Consider the following 22,345-nt stretch of genomic DNA (forward strand, 5'->3'; position numbering starts at 1 on the left):
TTCAATCCGCCTGGCTGGTTTTCTTCGCGAGCAGATATTGCTTCCACCAGGCAGCGGTATCGCGCAGGCTCAGTTCGATCTTGCGCGGGTGGTAACCCAGTTCGCGTTCGGCTTTGGCATGGCTGATGACCGAGTTGGACTGGACGGTATCGATCGAGTAAGGGGTAAAACGCGGTTTCTCGCGGCTCATGCGGTAATACAGCACCGCGAATCTGGCGAAAAAGCGCGCCCAGCGCAACGGAATGGTGAGCACCTTCACCGGCAGGTTGAGCGCTCCTTTGACCAGACACAGCATCTGAACCAGGTGGATCTGCTCGCCCGAAAGGATATAGACCTCACCGCGGCGGCCCTTTTCGGCGGCCAGCATTTCGCCCCGGGCCACATCGCGAACATCCACGAAATCATAACGCCCGTCGATCAGTATTGCCGGACTGGGTTGGAGCCAGGAGCGGATCAGGGCGCCCAATTCGGAAACCCGAAAGTCCTGGGGGCCGATCACTCCGGTCGGCGCCACCACGACGGCGTCCAGACCGTCGCGGGCCGCCTTCAACACCTCGAGCGAGGCTTCGGCCTTCGAGCAGTCGTACTGGCCGATGGCGTGCACCGGATCGAAGGGCAGCGTTTCATCCACCACCACGCCATGCGGCGTGCGCTGGAAGGCGTGGATGGAACTGGTGTAGACCAGGCGGCGCACACCCGCGGTGCGGGCCGCGGCCAGCACATTCTTCGTGCCTTCCACGTTGACGCGGCGCACCATTTCATCGCGCCCCGGTAAGATCGAGATGATGCCGGCCAGATGGTAAACCGTGTCCACGCCGGCAAAGGCCGGCGCCAGGCTGGCCGGATCGAGGACATTGCCCTCCACCCATTCCACCGGCACGCCGTCCAGAATCGAACGGTCCTCGCCCGGCAGCACCAGCGCGCGTACGGTCTGCCCGGCCGCGACCAGTTCATGAATCAACACGTTGCCAATATGGCCGGTTCCACCCGTTACCAGAATCGTCATTCGTTTCTCCTTTCCAAACCACTCAACAATAAACGCAGGGACTGCTCGGTGGTCTGGGGCCAATCGGCTCCCCGCGGATCGAGAGAGGCCTGCAACAGCAGCCCCACCGACAGCGCCAGCAGCATGCGCGCCGCCAGATTGGGATCGGTCACGCGCAGCGAGCCTTCATCGATGCCGGTTTGCACCAGCCCAGCGAAGACCTGCTGGTAGCGCTGGTAGGGGGCAATGGTGGCCTGCCAGACCAGCGGATCGCGGCTGGCCTGGGTCCAAAATTCGAGAAACATGGGCAGGTTGCCGCCGGCGTCGCCCGCGAACTTGCCGGCCATGCCGGCCATGCGCACCAGCCCATCGGCCATGTTTGGCGAGGTGAATAAAATCGACTGGATTTGCTCGTCCAGACCCTCCAACCAGTCATCCAGCAGCGCCAGAAACGTGGACTGCTTGGTGGGGAAGTGATGGTAGAAAGCGCCCTTGCTGACGCCGGCTTCGGCGCAAATTTCGGCCACACCTGTGGCGTCATAACCCTGTTTTGAAAATAATTTGCGCGCCGCTGCCAGAATGGCTGCCCGGGTAGCCTCACTGCGCTGCTGCATGCGGATCTCCTTGAGGTTCGGTTTGCAGGCCTTAACCTTTAGGCCTGTAAAATGCGTGATCTTCCGGAATTATCAGACCGACCGGTCGGTTTTATTAATGATACCTATCCCCATTCATCAGAGCAATAGGACTGAAGGTACATTGAGGTCACGATTTGGGGAGGGTGAAGCGCGAGGAGTGAAGCGTAAACATAAAAATGGTTCAATATCAAGCCAGGGTACTCGACGCGCTATTCACTCTACTTTCGGTAATCGATTCTGGCCGGTGATTTCACTTTCAATAATTTGAACCCATTTTTGGGCAAACTCCAGAATTTGTTTGGCTTCATTGGTTGAAACCAGCCCTGTGGTTTCGTAAATGACCCGGTTCCGCTTTCGACGCATTTGATCGAAAAGAGCAACTTCGTTGGTATAACGATTTCCAAAACTTTCGCGCACAAACTCGACCACCACAGCATGATTTTCGGCTCCACGCGGGCGGTATCCCTGATAAAACATCCAGGCCCGCCCGGATTGCAGAACGGCGTTATACGACATACTGTATGCCCATTCCGGATCTTCGGGCAAATTGCGAGTCGCGGCAGCTAGATCTCGTGCAGCCAGGTGTAATAACTGTTGAATCTCGGACGGTTGGGCGTGATAGGCCTTTATCTTTTTTTCTGCCAACAGGGATTCATAAGCCATTTTCCGCTCCGATCAACATGACCTTCGGGGATTGTGTAACATTGATCGCAAATGGATCCTGATCGCTGATCTTTTTCGACCATTCATTTGGTGTAAAAAGGGTGTAGTTGATTGACCGGTTCAGATCTTTTTCGAGCTGAGACACCGTTACGGAAAATACAGTCAAATCCAGCTCTCCGATGACCATCAGGTCGATATCCGAAAACGCATCGACTTCACCGGAGGCAAATGAGCCATATATGAAAGCAGCTTGAATATTGGGGAAATCCGACAGACTGGCGAGAATTTTTCCGCCAAAGCCTTCCGTTTTGAGCACCAGACCTTGCAGTTCAGGTACGATCGGGCAGCGTGGATCAGCTGAAAAAACCTTGGACTTGCCGAACTGTTCGCTTTGCAGGATGCCGATTTTTTCTAGATGGTTCAATTCTCTCCAAACGGCACTGTAACTTTCGCCAATTCGCAGTGAAAGCACGTGCGCATTCAAACGGTTCTCGGAGGACAAAAGGAGAATCGTCAGGAGTTTGGAACGGACGCGGGAAGAAAACAATCCTTCAAGCATAGGCTACCTGTTATCACTTTTTGTGATAATACTATCACAAAAAGTGATAATCGATTGAGAAAAACGGAAAAACGATTTTTGTCAGGCAAAAAGTGAGTCGTGAGACGTGAAGAGTGAACCGTTCACGCTTCACTCTTCACGCTTCACCCTCTTCTTCAGCACTTCGAGTGCCTCTTCCGGCTGGCTGCGCTGTACTTCCACCCGGGGCGTCTTATGCCAGGCGGCGCAGCGCAACAGCGCTCCGGCGACGTCATCGAGCAGTCCGTCGTCCACGGATACATCGGGCTCGAAGTACAGGCTGCGCACCTCAAAGCGGCCTTCCTGGCGGTAGGCCTTGGCGTCCAGGCGGCCCACCAGCGCGCCGCGGCGCAGGATGGGCAGGGAGAAGTAACCGTAACGCCGTTTGGGGGCCGGCGTATAGCATTCGATCATGTAATCGAAATCGAACAGCTCGCGCGCGCGGACGCGGTCCCACACCAGCGGGTCGAAGGGCGAGAGCAGGGTCGTGTAGGTCGGCTGGAGCGCGTCGTTGCGAGCCTGCTCCAGCAGGGCTGTGTTGACCGGATGCACGTAGGCCGGGCTTTCCCAACCCTCCACGGCGGTTTCGATCAGTTCGCCGCTGGCGGCCAGTTCGCGAAGCAGGGCGGACAGGCCGGTTTTCGGCAGGCGGTAGTAGTCCCACACCCAGTTGGGGCGCGCGAGGCCCAGTTTTTCGACGCTGCGCAGGACCAGTTCGCGGCGAACCTCATCCGCGGAAGGCGCATTGGCATCGTCCCAACCCGGCAGCACGCGTTCGCGCAGGTCGTACACGCGCTGGAATTTCTCGCGCCGCGCGATCATCAGCTCGCCGGTGGTGTGCAGCACCTCCAGGGCCACTTTTTCTTCCTTCCAGTTCCACCAGCCGCCGGAGGGTTTGTGATTTTCGAAGTCGGCCGAGCGCACCGCTCCTTCGGCGCGAATGCGCGCCAGGATGCCGTTCACCAGATCCGCGTGCTCCTCAATCCACTTCGGCGCGTCGTACCAGCCGCGCACGCCATTCAGCATGGTGCGCCGCTGCAGGGGATAATCCTCGATGGGCAGGAAGCAGGCCGCGTGCGCCCAGTATTCGAACAGGCGGCCTTCGGCCAACAGTTCGTCCAGCCAGTTGGGATCGTAATCGCCCAGGCGCGTGAAGAGTGTCAGGTAGGGGCTGCGCGCCACCACGTGGATGGTGTCGATTTGCAGCACACCCATGCGCCGAATGGCATCCAGCACGTCCGTTTTCGTGGCCGGGGCGGGCGGTGGGCTGAGCAATCCCTGGGCGGCCAGGGCCAGGTTGCGCGCGGCAGAGAGGGACAGGGTGAACATTAGACCTCGCGGAGTGCTAGAAATAAAGTTCTAGAGCTTGATTATACATGATTATTCCTATGGTATAGTATTTCTACAGATTTTTTCTACATGAGGTGTCAACATGCTCATCCGTGTGGGATTGGAAAATGGCGCCGACGGGCATTCGATCGCCTGGGCGCTGGATTTTCCGGGTTGTTACGCCGACGGCGCCGACGGCAGCGCGGCCCTGGTGGCCCTGCCGCGGGCGCTGGTGGCCTATGAGGCCTGGATCAAGGCCCACGCCAGCCCATCCTGGCTGCCTGACCTGAGCGAAATCGACGTGCGCCTGGTGGATACCTGGCAGTGTTACTTCGTCGATGACGATTTGAACGAATGCGCCGACGGTTATGAGGTCAACGCCTGGTTTCGGGATGACTGGCGTCCGCTGCGCGCGGAGGAAATCGAGCACGCGCTGCAAATGCTGCGCTGGAACCGCGCCGAACTCATGGCCGCCATCGAAGGGGCATCCCAGGCCGCCATGGAAGAAAAGCAGCCCGGTGAGCGCTGGGCGGTGCGCGGCGTACTCAACCACGTGGCCGGCGCCGAATGGTGGTATATGGACCGCCTGGACCTGGCCGGCCTGACCCGCGACCAGGTGCCCAAGGATCCCTTCGAACGCCTGCCGCTGGTGCGCAAGCAGTTGGAAGCCGTGCTGCCCGGCCTGGCTGGTATGGACCGCGTGGTCGGCAGGGAAGGCGAGTTCTGGTCGCCGCGCAAGATGCTGCGCCGAACGCTGCAGCACGAGCGCGATCATATTGGGCATATTCTGAAGTTGGTCAGGGAGAAGTAGATTTTTGATTCGGTATTCGTCAATTCGGTAGTCGTTGATTCGGTAGTCGTCGACCCGTGGGGTGAATAAGAAGTTTTCCAGCTCCTACCAAATTGCGATTTGACCAATCACGGATACCGAATACCCAATACCGAATACCCAATACCGAATACCGAACACCCAATACCCTTCTTCTCACTCGATCGCCCCGCGCAGCAATTTCTGCTGTTCGGCGAAGCGGGGCGTGTAGCGCATTTCGTCGCTGCGCGGGCGCGGCAGATCAACATTCAGGTCGAAGGCCACCCGGCCGGGGCGCGCGGTGAGCACCAGTACCCGGTCGGCCAGCAGCAGGGCTTCGCTGATCGAGTGCGTCACCATCAGCACGGTGGTGCGGTGTTTCTGCCACAGGTGCAGCAGTTCGCTGCCCATCTTCTCGCGCGTCAGGGCGTCCAGCGCGCCGAAGGGCTCGTCCAGCAGCAGCAATTCGGGATCCTCGATAAAGGCGCGCGCCAGGGCCACGCGCTGGGCCATGCCGCCGGAAAGTTCGCGCGGCCAGTTGTTTTCGAAACCCTGCAGGCCGATCAATTCCACCAGCTCGGCGGCGCGCGCATTGGCCGCCGCCGTTTCGACGCCGGCCAGCTCCAGCGGCAGGGTGATGTTTTGCAGCACCGTGCGCCAGGGCATTAAATTGGCCTGTTGGAACACCAGGCTGACGCGCGGCTGCCCGGCAAAATGCAGCTTGACCTCGCCGACGCTGGGCGCCTGCAGCCCGGCCAGCACGCGCAGCAGGGTCGTCTTACCGCTGCCGGAGGGTCCTAACACGCACAGGAATTCCTGTTTGTGCAGGTCGAAATTAATGCCCCGCAGCGCCTGCAGGCCGCCCCGGTCATCCTCGAAGGTGACCCCCAGGCTGCGCACCTGAACCACAGGCAATTCTGCAACCGGTTCGCTCATTACGGCTCCGGTACGAACTGATTGGTATAGGCCGCGCTGAGGTCCAGCGGCGATTTGAGCAGCCCCATCTCCAGCAGAATGGACTGCATGTTCTCCCAGGCCTGCGGGTCGGAGTAACCCGGGCGGTCGGTCTTCCATTCTTCGATCGAGGCCGCCAGCACCTGGCGCTGCACGTCCGGGTTGCCCTCGGCCAGGTTGTCGACGTACTTCTTGCTGATCTCGAAGGCTGCCCCCGGGTCGGCGATGCTGGCCTGGATGCCCTTCAGCATCGCCCGGACCATCTTCTGCACCAGCTCGGGGTTCTCCTTCAGCACTTTCTCGCTGGTGGCCAAGCCGTTGCCCACCAGCGACAGGTAATCAGACACGCGCAGGACGTTTACACTGTAGCCTTGCGCGGCAAGCTGGATCGGCTCGTTGGCCAGGTAGATCACCCCGGCCTGGTCGTGGTCGGTGGCGACCATTTCGGCCTGGGTGAAGCCCACCACGTCGAGCTGCACGTCGCTTTCCTGCAGCTTTCCGGCGCTCAGGAGGGCGCGCAGGCCGATGTAGCTGGCGCCCGAGAGCACCGGCACGGCGATCTTCTTGCCTTTCAGGTCGGCCGGCGTTTTGATACCCTGCTCCTGCTTGGCAACGATGCCCACCGGATACTGCTGGTACCAGGCGGCGGTGTAGACCACCGGCAGCCCCTGGGCGCGCGCCAGCAGCACCTGTTCGCCGGAGACGATGGCGAACTGGAGCTTGTTGGCGCCCAACAGCGCCAGGTTGTCGTTCTCCATGCTGTAATCGATGCTCACGTCCAGACCTTCATCGCGGAAGTAGCCGTTTTCGATGGCGACGTAGAGCGGCGCAAACTGCACGTTGGGGATGTAGCCCACCGGCAGGCTGACCGGCGTGAGTTGCGCGGCAGCCGTCGGGGCGGTGGTCGCCTGCGGCGCGCAGGCCGCCAGGAGGGAGAGCAACACCAGGGGAATAATCAATTTCTTCATGAAGGGTCCTTTGAAATAAGAGGTAGCCACAGAGATCACAGAGGGCTCAGAGAATGAAATAGGAAAAAAAGCCACAGAGATCACAGAGTCCTCAGAGAATGAAAGAGGGGGAAAGAGCCACAGAGAATGAAAGAGGAAAAAAGCCACAGAGATCACAGAGTCCTCAGAGAATTGAAAAGAAAGAGGAGAACATTTTTTGAAAGAGAAAACCAATTCTGTACATCAAAGGCCGCTTTTTCTTCTTGTCTTTAAAATCTTTGTGTTCTTGGCTCTGTGCTCTCTGTGGCCTCTGTGGCATTCTTAACTCCGCCACTTCAGCAGACGTTTCTCGAGCAGCACGATGATTCCGTAGAGCGACATGGCCATGACCATCAGCGCGAAGATGGCCACGAACACCAGGGCGGTGTCGAACTGGCCGCGCCCGATGTTGATCAAAAATCCCAGCCCGCGGTCTGAGCTGACGAACTCGCCCACCACCGCGCCGATGACCGAGAGCGTGGCGCCGACGCGCAGCCCGCCCAGCAGCACCGGCAGCGCGGCCGGCAGTTCCAGGTAGCGCAGCATCTGGGATGGCGTGGCGTGCAGCGAACGCATCAGGTCGCGCAGGTTTTCGGGGACGGCGCGCATGCCGACCAGGGTGTTGATCAGCACCGGGAAGAAGACGGTCAGCGCGCAGATGAGCACCTTGGCGGTCACACCCGGGAACCAGATGATGAGCAGCGGCGCGATGGCCGCCACCGGCACGGCCTGGCTGGCCACCAGGTAGGGCGAGAGGATCTTTTCGACCAGCGGCGAGCGCGAGAGCCAGTACCCCAGGGCCATGGCCAGGATGCCGCCCGTCGCCAGCCCGGCCAGCACCTCGCCCAGCGTGACCAGTGTGTGGCGCTCCAGCGTCCCGTCGGCAAGCGTCTGGGCCAGCTTCTGCAGGACCAGCTCCGGTGAGGGCAGGATGAAGGCCGGCAGCCCGCCCCAGCGCGCGACCGCTTCCCACGCCCCCAGCACAACTAACACCGAAACGGGCGCGACCCATCCGCTATGGCGCTGGATCAGCCGCGGCGTTGTGCTTTTGTAATCCCGTTTCAAACTGAGATCCATCCCAACCTTCCTTATCGCATGCAATAGAAAACCTGCCACAAGACAGACTCGGGGCAGGTTGGCAGACGGTTGCGATTCCGCTCCCGGCTGGTTGCAATGAAAACCCCGAAACACAAGGTTCCGGGGCGAATTTGACCAGGCGCGTTTACGCCAAATCTCGATCCTTCTTATATCCGGACTATACCGTCGACCCTGGAATTTCACCAGATCGTGCGCAAGAGCGCGCTCGTGGGTTATCACCACCGATCGGGAATTGGGATTTTGTCCCGCACCCTGCCCCGAAGGTACTATGCGATTGTCAAAAATAAGTATAGTCCGGTGGCATGGGAGTGTCAATAGTTGAAGGAAATGGTATTCGTAGCATCGGTATTCGGAGATGCGTGAACCGGAGACCAAAATCCCGGATACCGTATTCCGGATCAACCCTTCATTTATTCCTAGGAATAATCGAACGCGATGTCTGTATACTGAATATAACGGTCTCCAATTCAGTGCGGGTAAGGAGATTAATCATGAGCAACCCTTTTTCGGAAATCAGGGTCAAACCGGACGAGGATATCACTGAACTGGGCGATGAACATCGACAGAGAATGGCTAAGCGGGACGCCATTTACAGCAAATACGATCCCATGGTGAACGAAATTCTGGATCTCTTTATTGCCGCCCACCGGCCGGGCGTCTGGGTAAAGGACAGCGACTGCTCACGCAGCTATTGCTGTCATGTGGCCTGGTTCGCAGGCCCGAAAGAGACGCATTCGGATCCGTATGACAAGCACCACACGCTGCGCCGCCGGATCGAAATCCAGCTCGAAATGGACAGCCTGTGCAACCCAACGGGTTTCAAAGTGATCAATTATGAATCCGTCGATAAGATCATTCACGTGGGTCTGGAAAAGGACGATCTGATCCGCGGGATCAAGGCGGTCATGGAGTAGGGCCCCGGCTTATAACGGAGAATGCCCGGCCCATCTGCATGCGATTCCATTGGGATCATCGCTATCCTTCTCTGGAATCGCGCCTTGATGTGTTTTCTCATTCAGCATTCTACATTCATCCTTCAGCATTCCTAAAATCCCAGATCCCGCAGCAGTTCGTCCTTGCTCTTCGCGCCGGGCTGGTTTTTGCCGAGCAGCTCCTGCCAGAATTTGTCGTCGTAGCGCCGCGAGCGCACCAGAATGGGCATGGGCGTGCCCCAGCCCAGCATGAGCACCTCCTCCTTGGGCTGCAGGCGGGCCAGCATGCCGCGCAGCGCGTCCCGCCCGGCCAGGCCCGAGAGCACGGCGGCGATGTCGGCGTCGTCGCCCAGCCAGCCGGTGACGCGCGTGCCGAGCTGCGACATGACCTCGTCGTAGATCTGCGAGGGGCGCTGGTCGATGATCAGCAGGGTGACGTAGTACTTGCGCATCTCGCGCGCGATGGTGCTGAAGGCGGTCTGGGCGGCCATTTCGCGGTTGAGCAGCTTGTGGGCTTCCTCGACGGCGATGACCAGCGGGCGCGGCTCGCGGCCCTTCTGGTTGCGGAAGGCGTTGGTCAGCTCCCCCCAGCGCTCGCGGATGCGCCGCGTGAGCAGGTTGCTCACCAGCAGGTAGTCCAGGTCGGATTCGTGATCGCCAAAGGAGAGGATGACGTGCTGCCCGGCTTCGAGGGCCTTGATGATCTCACTCAGGCCGTTCGAGGCGGGCTGCTCGACGATGTAGGGCAGGTTGAACAGGCGGTTGAGCTTGCTTCTGAGGCCGGCCGCGGCCATTTCGTTGACGCCGGCCTCGGCCGCCCAGAATTCGACGCTGCCCGCGGCAGGCACTTTCTTGCCGCTCTCCTCGTCGACGACCACTTCGCCCTGGCTCATCTTGCGGAACTCGTGGAACCAGTTGGGCCCAAAGGAGTGGTAGAGTGCATCCAGGGTGGTGGGCGTGGTCTCCTTGAGATTGAGCTCGCGGGTGAGCATCTCGACGTCGGCCGGGGTGATGTCGCGCTCGGCAATCTCGAGGTGGAAATCGGGCGGCATGTTGTGGATCATGGCGCCGGCGCCCAGCCCAACCACGCGCACGCGCGCGCCGAACTTGGTCTTCAGCCCGGGGACGGCCTTTTTGGTATCCGAGGCGATGTCTTCGTAGCCGTATTCGTTGTGCATGTCGAAGACCAGCACCGAGGCCTTGTCGTACTGGATCAACCCGGCCAGGATGATGCGGGTGAGGAAGGATTTGCCGGTGCCGGTTGCGCCAAAGATGCCCGAGGAGCGCTGGACGAACTTTACGAGGTCGAGGACGATGGGGTGGCCCTGCTCGCGGGTGGTGCCGATGACGAAGTTGCCGGGCTCGCCGGTCTTACCGAAGATGGTCTCGATGTCATTCGGGTCGGCCAAGCGCACGGTTGCGTGGTGGGATGGGATGGTCTTGATGGGGATGGGGCGCGGCGTTTCGGGGTGGGTCTTGACCCATTCGTCGTAGCGCGCCAGGTCGGCGGCCGGGTCGGGGCCGCGGTCGACCATCAGCGACGGCAGGACGGCCAGGTTGGTGTAGAGCGTCTGGCCGTGGAGTTGGGCCGCCAGCCAGACGGGCAGGCGCGCCTCGGACTGTTCGTCGGCGAAGCGCGGGTCGGTGGAGCCAAGCTGCAAATCGGTGACCAGGCCGTAGAACCACCAGTCGCCGGACTCGATGACGACGAATGCACCCTCCTGAACGGACTGGGCGGGAACGGTGAGGCGAACGGAGAGGGTATCCTTGAGGGCGCCGCCAACGATATAGCCGATCGAAGAATGCTGAATGTTGAATGCTGAATGCTGAATGGAAGAGGGAATGTTCTCGTTTGAGTTCATGGTTTACCTTTCGGCCGCGATCAATCTGAATAAACGAGAGAATACTGAAGGTTGAATGATGAATGCTGAATGGAAGAGGGAATGATCTCGTTTGAGTTCATGGTTTACCTTTCGGCCGCGATCAATCTGAATAAACGAGAGAATGCTGAATGTTGAATGCTGAATGAAAGAGGGAATGTTCTCGTTCGTGTTCATGGTTTACCTTTCGGCCGCGATCAACCTGAATAAACGAGAGAATGCTGAATGTTGAATGATGAATGATGAATGAAAGAGGAAATGTTCTCGTTTGAGTTCATGGATAACCTCTTGGCCGTTGTCAATCTGGTAGAAATTCAGAAGTATCGACAGACGTTGGTTGCATGTCGAGAGATTGCGTTTCGTATGTGCCCTGGTCTGGCTCTTTGACCATTTTCTCCCGGGCGGTGAGGACCGAGGCGGTGAAGATCGAAATCAGTTGGTCGGTTTCGTTCATCAGGTCGGACAGACGATCTTGCGGAATAATCTTGGCCTCACACAGCAGTTCCATCCAGTACAGCGATTCGTCGGCCTCTTCGATGACGATGTTCATTTTGGCGATGAAATCAGCGCGCGATTTGGCGCGGCAGGCGGCGCGGTAATTGGCGCCCACCGATGTGCCCGAACGCAGCAACTGCTTCCCGATGACGCTGGATACGGACGAGCGCGGCAGGCTTTGCACCAGGCGAATGATGCGCAGGCTGAACTGTTTCGTTCTCGATACTAAATCATTCATCCATGCCCCTCCTGTCATTCAGCATTCAGCATTCATCATTCAGCAATTCTTCAGATCTTGCAATCCGCCAGCGCTCCCAGGACACTGTTCAACGTCGGATAATCGTCCCGTAATAGCGTAATGAGTTCTTGGGATGCCTTGTTGACCCATTCGTCATTTCCGCATGCCTTTTGCGCCGCAGCCGTCTTCTGAATGTGCGCCGCAAGCAGTTCTCCGATGGGCAGCTCGGCGGCTCGCAGCACGTGCCGGAAGTATCCGAACCTTCCCGCGGCGGTGAAGCGGCACAGCTCGGCCTCGCTGCACGGGTAGATCGCGTCCAGGGTCAGCGGCGGGCGCGGCGGCAGCAGGTGCGAGACGGCCCCGGCCTGCTCGTAGCCCACGAACAACACGCTCACCTCGACCGGCACGTTGCGGTTCTCGCGGTTGTCGCGAATGACCTCCTCGGTGATCGCGTCGGAGGTGACCAACTGGCGCACCAGCCCGTCGTCGTCGATGTGAATGTCGTGAATCAGCCCGAAGACCTGCAGCCCATCGGCCAGCGGGATGCGCACCAGGTCGCCGAAGGCCGGCGCGCTCAACTGCGAAACGCGGCAGCCCACCACGCAGCCGGTGATGCCCGAGCGCAGCAGGCGTCCAATCTCGATTTCAGCCATTGTATCTTCCCTTTCCGCCGGATATGGCGTTCTTGGCGTTTTGTTTGTGCGAGCCGCCTTCCGGCTCGATGCCCTGTTTGCGCAGTTCGAAGGCAATCATGTCGCCGATCTGGCGCTTCTCCTCGAAAGTCACCACGGCAATCTCGTGGGCGCGGTGCAGTGCGTAGGGATAGGCCCTGGGGCCCATCATGCGGCACTGCTCGAGCAGCACGGCGTGAATCGCGCCGGTGACGGCCGCATCTTCGGCAGCCCAGGCCGGGATCTCGACGCGCGCCAGGTAGGGTCTGGCAGCGCCGACGTTGATGTAGAAAAAGTGCGGGCGGGCGGGTTCGCTGAACTCGCGCGCGTCGGTCGATTCGAGGGCAAAGACCGCCGAACGCTGCCCCGGTTCGAGCAGGCTGCCCAACAGGGCCACGTCGCTGACGCGCCTGAACGGGCGGTGGTCCCTGGCATTCGCCAGGTCATCGGCAGGCGCGTCGGCCAGTTCGAGCAGGCGCACCAGCAGGTCGGCTCCGGGCTTGTCGACGTAGCCCGCCATGGCGATCTCGCGCCTGGCCATCTCGTCCGAGACGGCCAGAAAATCGGCAAAGGCGTCCTTCACCGCCTTGTCGGCGTTTGCGCCGGCCAGGTCGCGCGGCTTGCGATACAGCAGCGGCCCGTCGACCAGCGCCAACACCAGATCATCCTCCTGCCTGGCCTTCTCCAGCAGGAAATTGCGCTCGCGCAGGTCGCGCTTGAGCGCCACCAGGTCCTCGTCGATCATGCCGCCCTGGGCCGGGTAGAGCTCGTCGTCGCTAAAGAGGTGCCCCTCCACGGATTCGCTCGGCGCCCCGCCGCCGCCCATGCGGAACAGCCCGACGTTGATCAGGCCGAAGATGACCTCGTCGTGCCGCGATGGAGTCACCTGCGAGCCGTCCGCCGCCAGCACCACCGGCCGGGCGTGCCCGGTGGGCGGGCCGGCGTGGAAGTCGAGCGGCTCGGTGAGCGGGCGGGCGCAGCGCAGGCCGAACTGGCGCGCGGCAATCTCGACGCGCTGCTGCAGGAAATCGAGCTCGCCGGCATACTGGCGGAGCAGCGCTCTGGCTTTCTCCAAACGGTCGGTCAGCTCGCGCTGCTTCAGGCCGGCCTGCGAGGCGTTTTCCTGGATCTGGCGCTTGATATCCTGATAATTGACGGGCATGGCAGCCTCGGATGGAACAAATGTTTGAGGATATTATAGCGTGAATTGGGGAGGAGGTATGCGTTGATGAGGTATGGGGTATGCGGTATGGGTATTCGGAAGGAGCCGCCGCGTAGGTTGGGTTGAGTGGCGTGAGCCCATGCCCGGATTGGACCTATACCGGAACGAAACCCAACATTCCAAACCGCCGCCATCGGATTTCTGATTGATATGCCGATGGTAAAGATTCGTTCATTGAATTCAAGAAGAATTCATAATGCATCCCTATTCCTTTGAACGCATTTATCCGGCTTTCATAATCACATTCTCTATCCAAAATTTGCGATACTTTTTTCGGGTTTCCAACACATATGGTAACCGCTGGGCAACCAGTTCCTCTTGCGTCATACCGTCGAATTGTAAACCGCGTTCGGCGGCATGCTCGAAGAAATGATTGTCTGCGGTGTTACAGAAGTTGCATGCAGCGACGATGAAGTCCGGATTGTCGCGATTAGGATGGCCTTTCGGCAGCAAATGATCCCAGGAGAGTGAGAGCCAGGTGTCGAAGGATTTTGTGCCGTCCGCGCCGCAGTAGCGGCATTTGAAACCGTCCCGGAGGAGGATCGTGTATGCATAACCTCGCAGGGCGTCATCGAATTTGGGCATGGAACGCCTCCTGAAAGACCTATTCGTTTGAAAAAGCACTATCGATGTGAAAATAAATGATTCCGAATACTACGTATGTAGCACAAAAGGTAGGAAATAGGCAACCTGCCAAAGGTGAAAATCAATCGATTCCACGCGTTGTACAATGGAGACACTATGGACGATTCCGCACTGAGTTTTCCCATCCTGCACACCGGGCGGCTGCTGCTGCGCGAACTGCGCCCGGCCGACATCGCCCAATTCCACCGCATCAAATACGACCCGGCCATCGTCAGCCACTACTACGCCAGACCCAAAACGTACGCCGAATCGCTGGCCAAGCTGGAGGCGCTGAGGACCGACAACCGCACACGCGAGTCGCTGACCTGGTGCATCGCGTCGATCGGCGAGCCGGACACGCTGATCGGCACGATCTGCCTGTGGAATTTTCGCCTGGCCGAAGAGGCCGCCGAGCTGGGCTACGAGCTGCTGCCGGAGTACCAGCGTAAAGGCATCATGAGCGAGGCGGCGCGCGGCGTGATCGCGTTTGGCTTTGCGGAGCTGGGGCTGCGCCTGATCGACGCGTACCCGAACCCGCAGAACGCGGCGTCGTGCGGATTGCTGGAGCGGCTGGGGTTCGAGAGGGTGGGGGTGCTGGAGGAGGAAGAGGCGGGGGAAGTGCGGAAGTATGTCCGGTATGAGATGGTTTTCGAAAAGGGAAAGGCTTGATCGGAAATGAGCTGTTCAGGCCGCGGTTTAGGAAGGTCGCGCGGTCGGGAGACCGGCGACAGCGGGACTCGAAATTAGCCAAAATCTTGTAATGGAATATTTAATTGATCAATCATCCAATCTGGAAATCTATTCCGAAGCAAATTCTCTTGTGTTCCAATCGGAACGCCAATTACTAATATTTTCCTGGGTCTTGTCATTGCCACATATGCAGTTCTGACCTCTTCATTATTCAAATCATTTGTTGTTATTTGGGTAATATTTCCTTTCGCCCCTCCTCTGGTGCTGTCATTTACAATATATAAGACGGCTTCGTATGTTTTTCCTTTCGCGGCGTGAATGGTCTCAATAGTAATTCCATCGACAACAGATTCTGGATCAGAAAATAGTTTAGAAACGGGTTCATCGTAATAGGCGGTAAATTTATGGCGATTCATCACTTGGTATTGTTTTATACTAAGATCTAATTTACCTCTGTCAACCTCTCTCCAACTAGGATGGGCATCAAACCACTCATGAAGTTTTCGTGTCCCATTTATCAACCATAACCTAAGTGCATCACCAGAATTTGGGAGTAATTTCATAATTTGCCATATACCTAAAGGCCATCCCGGATTTAGGTTTCTCGCTTCTATTTGATTTTCCAGATCGAATTTAGAGATATATCGATCTCCAAATAATATCCGAACTAATGCAGCTTCTGATGAGTTGTGAGATCTGATAATGTCGCCTTTATCGCGGTAATATGCAACCTGAGCGAGTAGCCGTGTAATAGCATGGTTCCAAGGATCACCCATATCAATAATATCTCTTAATTTTAATAATTGCCTATTTGTCCGAACTAAAACAGATATCTCAGATGGTTTTATCTCTAATCCCTGCCTCTCACATAAATTGATAAAATCATTCTTTATGGTTGATAAATGATTTGGATCATATGTCACTAGTTTTGGGGGCAAACTGAAATTTGCATCAGTTCCTATTGCTTGTGATATATTTCGCAGTGAACTTGAAAAATTCTTAGTTAAGTTACAAATTAGCTGTGAACTACGCCGATTCTGATCCAAATAATATGGTTCTTGCCATTCCAATTGACTTGTTTTTCTCATGAATATATCAGGTCTTGCGTCTCTCCACTCATATATTGCTTGATCTGGATCACCAACTAGCATGACCTCTGAAAGGCCATTCATTACGAGCAAATCGATAATCCTCATTTGAATTTCAGATGTATCTTGAGCCTCATCAATGATCATTTCTGGAAAACGAGTTGATAGAGATTTGGCAATTCCGGGATACCTTTCGAGAATTCTCATTGTAAAATATTCAGCATCCGATTGAGTTGCAAGTCCCATTCTATTGAATCTATTTTTAAGGATCCGACAATGAGTAAAATCAAAAGGACAATTCACTAATCCACCAATAAGTCTGCCATTAATGTCGTATGAGAAATTCTCCAACTTGCATGAATAACATTTTTGATTTCCCCAATATAAATTGAGTTCTTTTTGATTCCATACATTGCTTCCCATTCCAATTAAATTAGGCCTACCAGAACAGCCCATAACGAGATGACCGAATGGAAGAAATATAAATGTATTTATGAAATGATCAATTGTTCCAAGAAAATGTGGAAACGGAGGAGAGGGACTAAACCCATCGTTTATAAGATCACCGCTAATTTCAGAGTGAGCCACATTTGTGAACGATAGAGTCGCGATACCTGATGATTGTCTTTTCCAATCCTTCATTCTTCGCATGAAACGAGTAGAAACAGTGAGAGTCTTTCCACTTCCAGGACAAGCAATTACAACAAATTTTCCTGCTCTAGTTACTGCCGGTAGTTGTTCGGGTGATAAAATAACCATGCTAACCTTTTTAATCTGTTTCTATCACGGCTACATGTTCGATAACTTCAATAATATATTGCGGAATTGTAAATTGGGTGACGAAGTTACCTTGCTGATTTCGTTTGTTGAGTATAGTAGCCAGCCTTTGAGCAAACTCCGCCTTTGTATCTTTACAAGCTTGCCAAAAATAAATTGCTTTGAGACTAGGATCATCGATTGCAGCAAATAATCCTCTCAATTCAGCCGTTTTCCTTGGATGAATAGGATCAAGTGCTGATAAAAGCACAGGAAGATTTAGATCGATTTGTGCTAACTCAAATTCAAAAGTCTTATATGCCATTTTCACTAACAGGTTTTCATTTTGCAGACTCTGGGCTCTTTCTGCTCTTGGAGAAATATGCCCATTTGGTAACTTTGTCAATATCTCTTCAGGACTCATTTCATCAGTAATTCTGTTTACATCATCCTTTGAGGTGCAACGATCATCATCAGTCATAATCACAGATCGAATGTTAATTCTTTTATTTTCATCTGGATCGTTGAAAAGAAGTGCGAAAGGTTCAAAGGCGGTTCCAGATATGTTTACTACCTCTATTGCATTTTGATCTAACCTTCTATTCATGCGATTTGCAAATATTGGCAGCAATAACGCTTCAGAGATTCCTTCTACAAATATTACGCCTCTAGAAAAGAAGAGCTGAGATTTGGTAGTATCCAAATATCGTCGTAAGTCATCCTTTTGATCCGGAAGGAGGGGACAATTTATTAGTCCAGTTACAATTACTTTATCTTCCTCATTGTGGTTAATCAGTTGAATATTATCAATATCAGCTCTTGATACAAGAGTAGGTGAGTGCGATGTTACAAAGACTTGAACTGAGTTTGGGGCTGCTCCTCCATTTTGATTTGAGCAAACCCTCTTGAAAAAGTCAAACACCAAATTTTGTAATTGAGGGTGCAGATGGGATTCGGGTTCCTCAATAAGAAGAGTGTTGTATGAACATGTTTCGACCTTTTTTAATTCTTGTAAGTCACCAAGTACTGTTCCCATATAAATCAGATTGTTATACCCCATACCATTCTGATCTAGCTCAAAATAAATAGTATGCTCCAATATTTCCGAATAAATTTCGAGGCCAATATTTTCTTTTTCTTGTTCGGACAACTCACTTATAGAAATATAAACACTATTACCCACTACTGTTATTTTTCCATTCAATATCTGTTCAAGTGAATTATTTTGTGCAATCATTGATTGCCATGTTTTTTGGTTTAGAACTGCTTTTGTTTTATTATTATTGGGTGGAAGTAATGCACGTAAAGAATCGGTAACCCTACCAAAATCAGGTAAAACCAGCCCCAGATTGATATTCTGCTTTAGCCGGTTCCCTTCAATATCAAGAAGATGATCATTTATTACGGTGCTTGCCTGTTTCACCTTAGGTTCGTTTAAAATTTTTCGATTTGCCGTTTTTATATGGGCTAGTATTGCCTCTTTTTCATCATCGTTTTCTATCAGCTTTCTAACAAGCTTTCCAATCCTGCTACCCTTGCCTGGACGCAAATCACTTTCCGCATCACGTAAAGCCCCAAGGTAATAATGATTTATGAATTCTAAAGTGCCGTAAGAAACAGGCTGACCTTGTTTTTCTCCACCCCATATCTGAGTATTTATTTTTTCAAATCCTTTAGTAGATTCCTTTTTTACCCTGATATGTAGTTGTGCAGTAAAAACAGCTCCTTCTACAACGAGCAATTCATAAAACCCAGCTTGTTCATCTTCATTCAAGTCAATAAAATTCAAATCAAAAGATATTTCACTCGCATAGATTCCATTTTCATCAAGATGAAAATCAGAGGTAGTAACAAAAATTTCTCTTTTCCCTATCCCCAAGCTAAACACAATCCTAAGCGCATCAATTAGGGACGATTTGCCTGAGTTATTTTCACCAATTATGATATTTACACCTGGCTGAAATGTGAAAACAATCCCAGTTTCATCAAAGCATCTAAAATTTTTAATAGCGATTTTTTGTAGATACATTTTTCCTCTCAAATAGCTTAATCAGACTGGTTGCCAGATTTCAAACCCCATTTTCTCTAGGAATTTTGTTATCTATAAACAAACTCATTAAAATAATTAAAGGGTTACATAAATTTACGCGATTGCTTATAAGTTTGACTTTAACTTTATAAACGAACATTAACATTTGTCAATAGTATTAACTTTAATCATTCTATAACCTATACCAACGATGTCAAGCTGATTTTTGGATCATTTTTAATTGTTCTTATCCTAAGTTTCATTCCTCTCTTATAAGATAACAAAATCACCACCGCGTTCACTGCCGCAGTTTACGCCTCATTGGTAACCTCTGCTTCCGCACCTTTTTACCGTCTTACTCACTTGACGTGTCCATCTCCTGGTGCGTTTGTTGCCACCTCCGTCGCTATAACCGAATTTGAAATGATTAATTGAAAAAACTCCGCTCTCGGCGCATAATATATTCAGAAACCACCCCCTCGTTTCCCGTAGAAGGAGGGCGCCATGTCCGTGACGGTCGAAGAACTCGTTTCCGCCTGCTTCGATGAGCTGCAAATGGGGCAGCGCTTCGTGCCTTATATCCGGCGCGCCGAAGAGGCCGGCTTTCCGCAACTAGCCAAGCTCTTCCGCGTCCTGGTCGCCAGCGAAACCGTCCGCGATACGCTTCTCCGCCAGGGGCTGCTGCACCACGCGGACCTGGAAGGGGACTATTTCGTCTGCCCACACTGCGGGCTGATTTTTCATTTCGAACATCCCGATCAATGCCCGGTCGACGAAACCCCCGGCGCCACCTTTATCGCCATCCGGTAACACCCTGCTCCCGCGCGAAAGGAGTCAGCCATGTCGCTGCTGCCCGCCTTCTCCATGCCTTTGCTGCCCTCGCTGAAGAAGCTGCCGGGCGATGCGAAGTGCGACGCCAGGCGCTTACAACCCTTTCCCCATCCTCACGTATATTGAATCATGACAAGTCAACTCAACGAAAGGGAATCAACCATGTCTACTGAATCTTGCGAACACGGACACACCCGCACCCGGGTCGTCCGCCAGGACGGCGCGTCGGGAGCAGTGTACGGACTGGGCTTCATCGGCGCCTGCGTGTACTTCATCGGGCAGGCCACCACATTCTGGCTGGGCGTGCTGGGCTTCCTCAAGGCGCTGGTCTGGCCGGCGTTCTTGGTGTTCGAGGCCCTGAAGGCGCTGTATCATTAAGAAGAAAGAAGAACGACTGACGTCGTTACTACAGATTCAACCGGTGGTAAGGGCAATTCATGAATTGCCCTTACCATCGGCCTGTTCATCCTGAATATCCTGTTTATCCTGTCTTCTTGGCCGTCACGTACCAGTTGTGGGGCATGTCCGGCATTTTCACCGGGATGACCGGCAGCGTCCAGCGGCCGTAGTGAGCGTCGGGCGCGCCGGGCTGCGTCATGGATGCCGTCCAGCCCAGCCCGGCCAGGAAGCCCTCCGGGTCGTCCAGCCCGCCCAGCCAGGGCGCGCCCTGGGCGGCCTGCATCTCGATCCAGGCGTGGGTGATGGGCGAGGTGAGCGTGGCGTGGTTGACGCAGTCGAAGCCCAGCCATGAGCCGGGCGCGGACAGTTTGTTGATATCGGTCAGCAGGTGGGTGATCGCCTCATCCGGCAGGTAGAACAGCAGGCCTTCCAGCAGCCACAGGGTGGGGCGTTCGGAATAGAAGCCCATGGTCTGGAGCGGCGCCTGCCAGGGTTTGCTCAGGTCGACCCCGATGGCTTTGCGCTGGTGGGCCGGCTTTGCGCCGGCGGTATGCAGCGCCTGCTGCTTGTAGTGCAGGACAACCGGTTGATCCAGCTCGTAGATGCTGGTGCCCAGCGGCCACTCCAGGCGGTAGGCGCGCGTGTCCAGGCCGGCGGCGACGATCACCACCTGGCGGATGCCTTCTTCGCGCACCACGCGCTGCATGAAATCGTCGAAGTAGCGGGTGCGGATGACCATGGGGGTCACGCTGCCGCCGCGGGATTGCAGCCATTCGGCGCCTTCCGGACCGGCCAGGGCTTCGGCCCACGGGTCGTGAAAGAGCGCGTCGGGGCGGGTGCTTTCCTGGGCGCGCGCGGCGGCGGTCCAGCGGGCGGTGAGACCCAGCGATAACTGCGGCTTGGTATTTTCCGGCATATCGAACTCCGTTGTCGAAACGATCGGGAAACTGTATTCAGTATAAATCAAAATGGGGGAAGAAGGTGAAGAGTGATGGGTGAAGAGGGAAGAGGGAAGAGGTATGCGGGATGGGGGATTTGGAAAGAGGGTGAGGGGGGAAGCGGGAAGAAAACCATATACAATAGAAGATAGCGATCGTCCAAATACGAACCATTTTCAAAGATAAAGATGCCCAAAAATAAGATCGACCAACCTTTCAGCGCGCGCGAACGCGAGGTCATGGATTTCCTCCTGCAGGGGAAACCCAACAAGGAAATCGCGCTCGGGTTGGGAATTACCGAGCGCACGGTGGAGTCGCACCTCAGCTCCATCTACGCCAAGTTGGGCGTTTCATCGCGCACCGAAGCGGTGATCCGCTTATCCGAAAGGTCACTGCGGGAATCCACAGGCGGATCTCCAGGAAATCCTCAATTGAAAACCGGCCTCCGGCGAGCTAGCCTGTCCTCAAAGGCCGTCCTTCCAGTGGACCGTTTCCGGAGGTTCAGAACGAAAAATTTTATTCGCATCTGCATTGTTCTTCTGCTTGCCATCCTGATCATCACCCTGGTGATCGTCGCTTTTTCCTTGCTGCGGCAGGCCTGATCGTCTCTTTTTCAAGTCCGAAAATTTCTGGTCATTCCCAATCATCCTCGTTCCTGATGAACGTCGATTTGCGGAAAATGACGCGAGCTGCCACTTTCCATTCAGGTGAATCATGTACCGGAAAAGGAGGTGAATTTCTGATTCCATTTCCATCCCAATCCAGAATGCTAATTTATACAAGCTAACCTTCCATAAGGAGAAAAATCCCATGAAAAGCAAATTCCTCTTGCTCACGGTGTTGGCCATTGTGGTTTTCGTATCCGCAACGCCAGTTCGAGCGGAAACCCTCATTCCTCCTTCCAGCAATCCAAATGCCCAGGTCGGCCGGGTCGAATCCTTTGAAAGGGTCACCTGGGATAAGGCATCGCTGATTGATGGATATTCAACGCTGGCGACGGGATGTAAGACCTATACGCTGGGGGTAAACGGGTATAGCGCGGTTGGTATAAATATTTGGAGCTATGCCTGGAATATCAAGTGGTGTTACAACGGCACATCCATCACTTCTCTGAGCAAATGGAGAACCGTATGGGCCAATTACGGCTGGAGTTTCAAGGGGGATATATCCGATGACCAATCCGGCGGAGTCAATCAGTCTTCCTACTGGCATTATGCTCAGGGAGATTTCTGCTTCATCGAAACCTACACCTGCATAACCCATTCCTACCCCTGGGTGGACCAAACGGTTTATGGGAGCGGGAATTATTCAGGAAGCGCGGGAGGGAATTGATATGCTGTACGCGTATCTGGCGCTCATTCCGCTGGCCGTTGGGGGCGTGGCCCTGTTTTTCAAAGGCCGGAAGACGTGGCATAAAATCACCGGGATGACCCTGTTTGCGCTGGCCATTCTGGCTTTGTTCCTGATCCCCACCATTTTCAGGCAAGCGGCCTGATCCAGGCGGCCTGGCAATGTAA

General features: G+C 54.8%; 24 protein-coding genes and 1 riboswitch. Of the genes, 8 read left to right on the forward strand and 16 right to left on the reverse strand.

Features of this window, described 5'->3' with window-relative positions:
- Position 1: 1 nt before the first annotated feature.
- The 5 genes from LARV_RS03555 to LARV_RS03575 form a co-directional block, all read right to left on the reverse strand.
- The gene (locus LARV_RS03555) at positions 2-1,006 is read right to left on the reverse strand and encodes an SDR family oxidoreductase (protein ID WP_075072343.1); all 1,005 of its coding nucleotides are present in this window, start codon (positions 1,004-1,006) and stop codon (positions 2-4) included.
- A complete protein-coding gene (locus LARV_RS03560; protein ID WP_075072344.1) occupies positions 1,003-1,599 on the reverse strand; it encodes a TetR/AcrR family transcriptional regulator in 597 nt (198 codons plus the stop codon). Before LARV_RS03560 ends, LARV_RS03555 begins: the two co-directional genes overlap by 4 nt.
- A 234-nt stretch (positions 1,600-1,833) precedes the next feature.
- Positions 1,834-2,283 carry a HEPN domain-containing protein gene (locus LARV_RS03565; RefSeq protein WP_083522300.1) on the reverse strand — a complete coding sequence of 150 codons (450 nt, stop codon included), beginning with the start codon at positions 2,281-2,283 and terminating at the stop codon, positions 1,834-1,836.
- Entirely contained in the window at positions 2,273-2,842 is a 570-nt protein-coding gene (locus tag LARV_RS03570; protein WP_075072345.1) for a nucleotidyltransferase domain-containing protein, read from the reverse strand. The genes LARV_RS03565 and LARV_RS03570 overlap by 11 nt, the downstream gene beginning before the upstream one ends.
- A 129-nt stretch (positions 2,843-2,971) precedes the next feature.
- Positions 2,972-4,189 carry a winged helix-turn-helix domain-containing protein gene (locus LARV_RS03575; protein WP_075072346.1) on the reverse strand — a complete coding sequence of 406 codons (1,218 nt, stop codon included), beginning with the start codon at positions 4,187-4,189 and terminating at the stop codon, positions 2,972-2,974.
- Positions 4,190-4,292: 103 nt separating this feature from the next.
- On the opposite strand from LARV_RS03575, the gene LARV_RS03580 reads away from it, so the two are divergent.
- On the forward strand, positions 4,293-5,000 hold the full coding sequence (locus LARV_RS03580) for a DinB family protein (protein WP_075072347.1): 708 nt from the start codon (positions 4,293-4,295) through the stop codon (positions 4,998-5,000).
- 174 nt (positions 5,001-5,174) lie between these two features.
- Here the strand turns inward: LARV_RS03580 and LARV_RS03585 are convergent, their stop codons facing one another.
- The 3 genes from LARV_RS03585 to LARV_RS03595 all read right to left on the reverse strand — a co-directional run bounded on the left by LARV_RS03585 (position 5,175) and on the right by LARV_RS03595 (position 8,014).
- Positions 5,175-5,933, reverse strand: coding sequence for an ABC transporter ATP-binding protein (locus LARV_RS03585; protein WP_075072348.1), 759 nt, complete (start codon positions 5,931-5,933; stop codon positions 5,175-5,177).
- Positions 5,933-6,919 (reverse strand): ABC transporter substrate-binding protein, encoded by a 987-nt coding sequence (locus LARV_RS03590; RefSeq protein ID WP_075072349.1) that lies wholly within the window; start codon positions 6,917-6,919, stop codon positions 5,933-5,935. The genes LARV_RS03585 and LARV_RS03590 overlap by 1 nt, the downstream gene beginning before the upstream one ends.
- A gap of 300 nt (positions 6,920-7,219) precedes the next feature.
- Positions 7,220-8,014 carry an ABC transporter permease gene (locus tag LARV_RS03595; RefSeq protein WP_075072350.1) on the reverse strand — a complete coding sequence of 265 codons (795 nt, stop codon included), beginning with the start codon at positions 8,012-8,014 and terminating at the stop codon, positions 7,220-7,222.
- Positions 8,015-8,171: 157 nt separating this feature from the next.
- Positions 8,172-8,304: riboswitch (FMN riboswitch) on the reverse strand.
- Between the two features lie 222 nt (positions 8,305-8,526).
- Here LARV_RS03595 and LARV_RS03600 point away from each other — a divergent pair.
- Positions 8,527-8,949 (forward strand): hypothetical protein, encoded by a 423-nt coding sequence (locus LARV_RS03600; protein WP_075072351.1) that lies wholly within the window; start codon positions 8,527-8,529, stop codon positions 8,947-8,949.
- 131 nt (positions 8,950-9,080) lie between these two features.
- On the opposite strand, the gene LARV_RS03605 is transcribed toward LARV_RS03600, so the two are convergent.
- From LARV_RS03605 to LARV_RS03630, 5 genes are all read right to left on the reverse strand, one after another.
- Complete coding sequence (locus LARV_RS03605; protein ID WP_075072352.1) at positions 9,081-10,829, reverse strand: helicase HerA domain-containing protein; 1,749 nt, start codon at positions 10,827-10,829, stop codon at positions 9,081-9,083.
- Positions 10,830-11,145: 316 nt separating this feature from the next.
- Positions 11,146-11,580, reverse strand: a complete 435-nt coding sequence (locus LARV_RS03615; protein ID WP_075072354.1) for a four helix bundle protein — start codon at positions 11,578-11,580, stop codon at positions 11,146-11,148.
- 50 nt (positions 11,581-11,630) lie between these two features.
- Entirely contained in the window at positions 11,631-12,233 is a 603-nt protein-coding gene (locus LARV_RS03620; protein ID WP_075072355.1) for a hypothetical protein, read from the reverse strand.
- Positions 12,226-13,413, reverse strand: coding sequence for a DNA double-strand break repair nuclease NurA (locus tag LARV_RS03625; RefSeq protein ID WP_075072356.1), 1,188 nt, complete (start codon positions 13,411-13,413; stop codon positions 12,226-12,228). The genes LARV_RS03620 and LARV_RS03625 overlap by 8 nt, the downstream gene beginning before the upstream one ends.
- Before the next feature lie 282 nt (positions 13,414-13,695).
- Positions 13,696-14,058, reverse strand: coding sequence for an HNH endonuclease (locus tag LARV_RS03630; protein ID WP_075072357.1), 363 nt, complete (start codon positions 14,056-14,058; stop codon positions 13,696-13,698).
- A gap of 156 nt (positions 14,059-14,214) precedes the next feature.
- Between LARV_RS03630 and LARV_RS03635 the strand changes: the two genes are divergently transcribed.
- Positions 14,215-14,766 (forward strand): GNAT family N-acetyltransferase, encoded by a 552-nt coding sequence (locus tag LARV_RS03635; RefSeq protein WP_075072358.1) that lies wholly within the window; start codon positions 14,215-14,217, stop codon positions 14,764-14,766.
- 74 nt (positions 14,767-14,840) lie between these two features.
- Here LARV_RS03635 and LARV_RS03640 read toward each other — a convergent pair whose 3' ends face one another.
- Both LARV_RS03640 and LARV_RS03645 read right to left on the reverse strand, forming a co-directional pair.
- Positions 14,841-16,634: an ATP-dependent helicase gene (locus LARV_RS03640; protein ID WP_075072359.1), complete on the reverse strand. Its 1,794-nt coding sequence runs from the start codon at positions 16,632-16,634 to the stop codon at positions 14,841-14,843.
- 10 nt (positions 16,635-16,644) lie between these two features.
- Positions 16,645-18,660 carry an ATP-dependent nuclease gene (locus LARV_RS03645; protein ID WP_075072360.1) on the reverse strand — a complete coding sequence of 672 codons (2,016 nt, stop codon included), beginning with the start codon at positions 18,658-18,660 and terminating at the stop codon, positions 16,645-16,647.
- A 504-nt stretch (positions 18,661-19,164) separates the two neighbouring features.
- On the opposite strand from LARV_RS03645, the gene LARV_RS03650 reads away from it, so the two are divergent.
- Together LARV_RS03650 and LARV_RS03655 are read left to right on the forward strand one after the other, a co-directional pair.
- The gene (locus tag LARV_RS03650; protein WP_075072361.1) at positions 19,165-19,470 is read left to right on the forward strand and encodes a hypothetical protein; all 306 of its coding nucleotides are present in this window, start codon (positions 19,165-19,167) and stop codon (positions 19,468-19,470) included.
- A gap of 183 nt (positions 19,471-19,653) precedes the next feature.
- Positions 19,654-19,869, forward strand: a complete 216-nt coding sequence (locus LARV_RS03655) for a hypothetical protein (protein ID WP_075072362.1) — start codon at positions 19,654-19,656, stop codon at positions 19,867-19,869.
- A gap of 103 nt (positions 19,870-19,972) precedes the next feature.
- Here the strand turns inward: LARV_RS03655 and LARV_RS03660 are convergent, their stop codons facing one another.
- Positions 19,973-20,806 carry an SAM-dependent methyltransferase gene (locus LARV_RS03660; RefSeq protein ID WP_075072363.1) on the reverse strand — a complete coding sequence of 278 codons (834 nt, stop codon included), beginning with the start codon at positions 20,804-20,806 and terminating at the stop codon, positions 19,973-19,975.
- A 210-nt stretch (positions 20,807-21,016) separates the two neighbouring features.
- Between LARV_RS03660 and LARV_RS20870 the strand changes: the two genes are divergently transcribed.
- From LARV_RS20870 to LARV_RS20295, 3 genes are all read left to right on the forward strand, one after another.
- On the forward strand, positions 21,017-21,430 hold the full coding sequence (locus LARV_RS20870) for a response regulator transcription factor (protein WP_075072364.1): 414 nt from the start codon (positions 21,017-21,019) through the stop codon (positions 21,428-21,430).
- A 208-nt stretch (positions 21,431-21,638) separates the two neighbouring features.
- A complete protein-coding gene (locus LARV_RS03670) occupies positions 21,639-22,160 on the forward strand; it encodes a hypothetical protein (protein ID WP_075072365.1) in 522 nt (173 codons plus the stop codon).
- Position 22,161: 1 nt separating this feature from the next.
- A complete protein-coding gene (locus LARV_RS20295; protein WP_172797773.1) occupies positions 22,162-22,323 on the forward strand; it encodes a hypothetical protein in 162 nt (53 codons plus the stop codon).
- Positions 22,324-22,345: the final 22 nt, after the last annotated feature.

The organism is Longilinea arvoryzae (assembly GCF_001050235.1).
GTDB classification, from domain to species: Bacteria; Chloroflexota; Anaerolineae; order Anaerolineales; family Anaerolineaceae; genus Longilinea; species Longilinea arvoryzae.

What these genes read in the sequence shown, in the direction of transcription:
- LARV_RS03660 (WP_075072363.1), bottom strand. Translation starts at nt 20,806, where the DNA reads ATGCCGGAAAATACCAAGCCGCAGTTATCGCTGGGTCTCACCGCCCGC.
- LARV_RS20870 (WP_075072364.1), top strand. Translation starts at nt 21,017, where the DNA reads ATGCCCAAAAATAAGATCGACCAACCTTTCAGCGCGCGCGAACGCGAG.
- LARV_RS03620 (WP_075072355.1), bottom strand. Translation starts at nt 12,233, where the DNA reads ATGGCTGAAATCGAGATTGGACGCCTGCTGCGCTCGGGCATCACCGGC.
- LARV_RS03590 (WP_075072349.1), bottom strand. Translation starts at nt 6,919, where the DNA reads ATGAAGAAATTGATTATTCCCCTGGTGTTGCTCTCCCTCCTGGCGGCC.
- LARV_RS03635 (WP_075072358.1), top strand. Translation starts at nt 14,215, where the DNA reads ATGGACGATTCCGCACTGAGTTTTCCCATCCTGCACACCGGGCGGCTG.
- LARV_RS03580 (WP_075072347.1), top strand. Translation starts at nt 4,293, where the DNA reads ATGCTCATCCGTGTGGGATTGGAAAATGGCGCCGACGGGCATTCGATC.
- LARV_RS03655 (WP_075072362.1), top strand. Translation starts at nt 19,654, where the DNA reads ATGTCTACTGAATCTTGCGAACACGGACACACCCGCACCCGGGTCGTC.
- LARV_RS03615 (WP_075072354.1), bottom strand. Translation starts at nt 11,580, where the DNA reads ATGAATGATTTAGTATCGAGAACGAAACAGTTCAGCCTGCGCATCATT.
- LARV_RS03645 (WP_075072360.1), bottom strand. Translation starts at nt 18,660, where the DNA reads ATGTATCTACAAAAAATCGCTATTAAAAATTTTAGATGCTTTGATGAA.
- LARV_RS03640 (WP_075072359.1), bottom strand. Translation starts at nt 16,634, where the DNA reads ATGGTTATTTTATCACCCGAACAACTACCGGCAGTAACTAGAGCAGGA.
- LARV_RS03560 (WP_075072344.1), bottom strand. Translation starts at nt 1,599, where the DNA reads ATGCAGCAGCGCAGTGAGGCTACCCGGGCAGCCATTCTGGCAGCGGCG.
- LARV_RS03630 (WP_075072357.1), bottom strand. Translation starts at nt 14,058, where the DNA reads ATGCCCAAATTCGATGACGCCCTGCGAGGTTATGCATACACGATCCTC.
- LARV_RS03565 (WP_083522300.1), bottom strand. Translation starts at nt 2,283, where the DNA reads ATGGCTTATGAATCCCTGTTGGCAGAAAAAAAGATAAAGGCCTATCAC.
- LARV_RS03600 (WP_075072351.1), top strand. Translation starts at nt 8,527, where the DNA reads ATGAGCAACCCTTTTTCGGAAATCAGGGTCAAACCGGACGAGGATATC.
- LARV_RS03650 (WP_075072361.1), top strand. Translation starts at nt 19,165, where the DNA reads ATGTCCGTGACGGTCGAAGAACTCGTTTCCGCCTGCTTCGATGAGCTG.
- LARV_RS03575 (WP_075072346.1), bottom strand. Translation starts at nt 4,189, where the DNA reads ATGTTCACCCTGTCCCTCTCTGCCGCGCGCAACCTGGCCCTGGCCGCC.
- LARV_RS03585 (WP_075072348.1), bottom strand. Translation starts at nt 5,933, where the DNA reads ATGAGCGAACCGGTTGCAGAATTGCCTGTGGTTCAGGTGCGCAGCCTG.
- LARV_RS03595 (WP_075072350.1), bottom strand. Translation starts at nt 8,014, where the DNA reads ATGGATCTCAGTTTGAAACGGGATTACAAAAGCACAACGCCGCGGCTG.
- LARV_RS03555 (WP_075072343.1), bottom strand. Translation starts at nt 1,006, where the DNA reads ATGACGATTCTGGTAACGGGTGGAACCGGCCATATTGGCAACGTGTTG.
- LARV_RS03670 (WP_075072365.1), top strand. Translation starts at nt 21,639, where the DNA reads ATGAAAAGCAAATTCCTCTTGCTCACGGTGTTGGCCATTGTGGTTTTC.
- LARV_RS03570 (WP_075072345.1), bottom strand. Translation starts at nt 2,842, where the DNA reads ATGCTTGAAGGATTGTTTTCTTCCCGCGTCCGTTCCAAACTCCTGACG.
- LARV_RS03605 (WP_075072352.1), bottom strand. Translation starts at nt 10,829, where the DNA reads ATGAACTCAAACGAGAACATTCCCTCTTCCATTCAGCATTCAGCATTC.
- LARV_RS03625 (WP_075072356.1), bottom strand. Translation starts at nt 13,413, where the DNA reads ATGCCCGTCAATTATCAGGATATCAAGCGCCAGATCCAGGAAAACGCC.
- LARV_RS20295 (WP_172797773.1), top strand. Translation starts at nt 22,162, where the DNA reads ATGCTGTACGCGTATCTGGCGCTCATTCCGCTGGCCGTTGGGGGCGTG.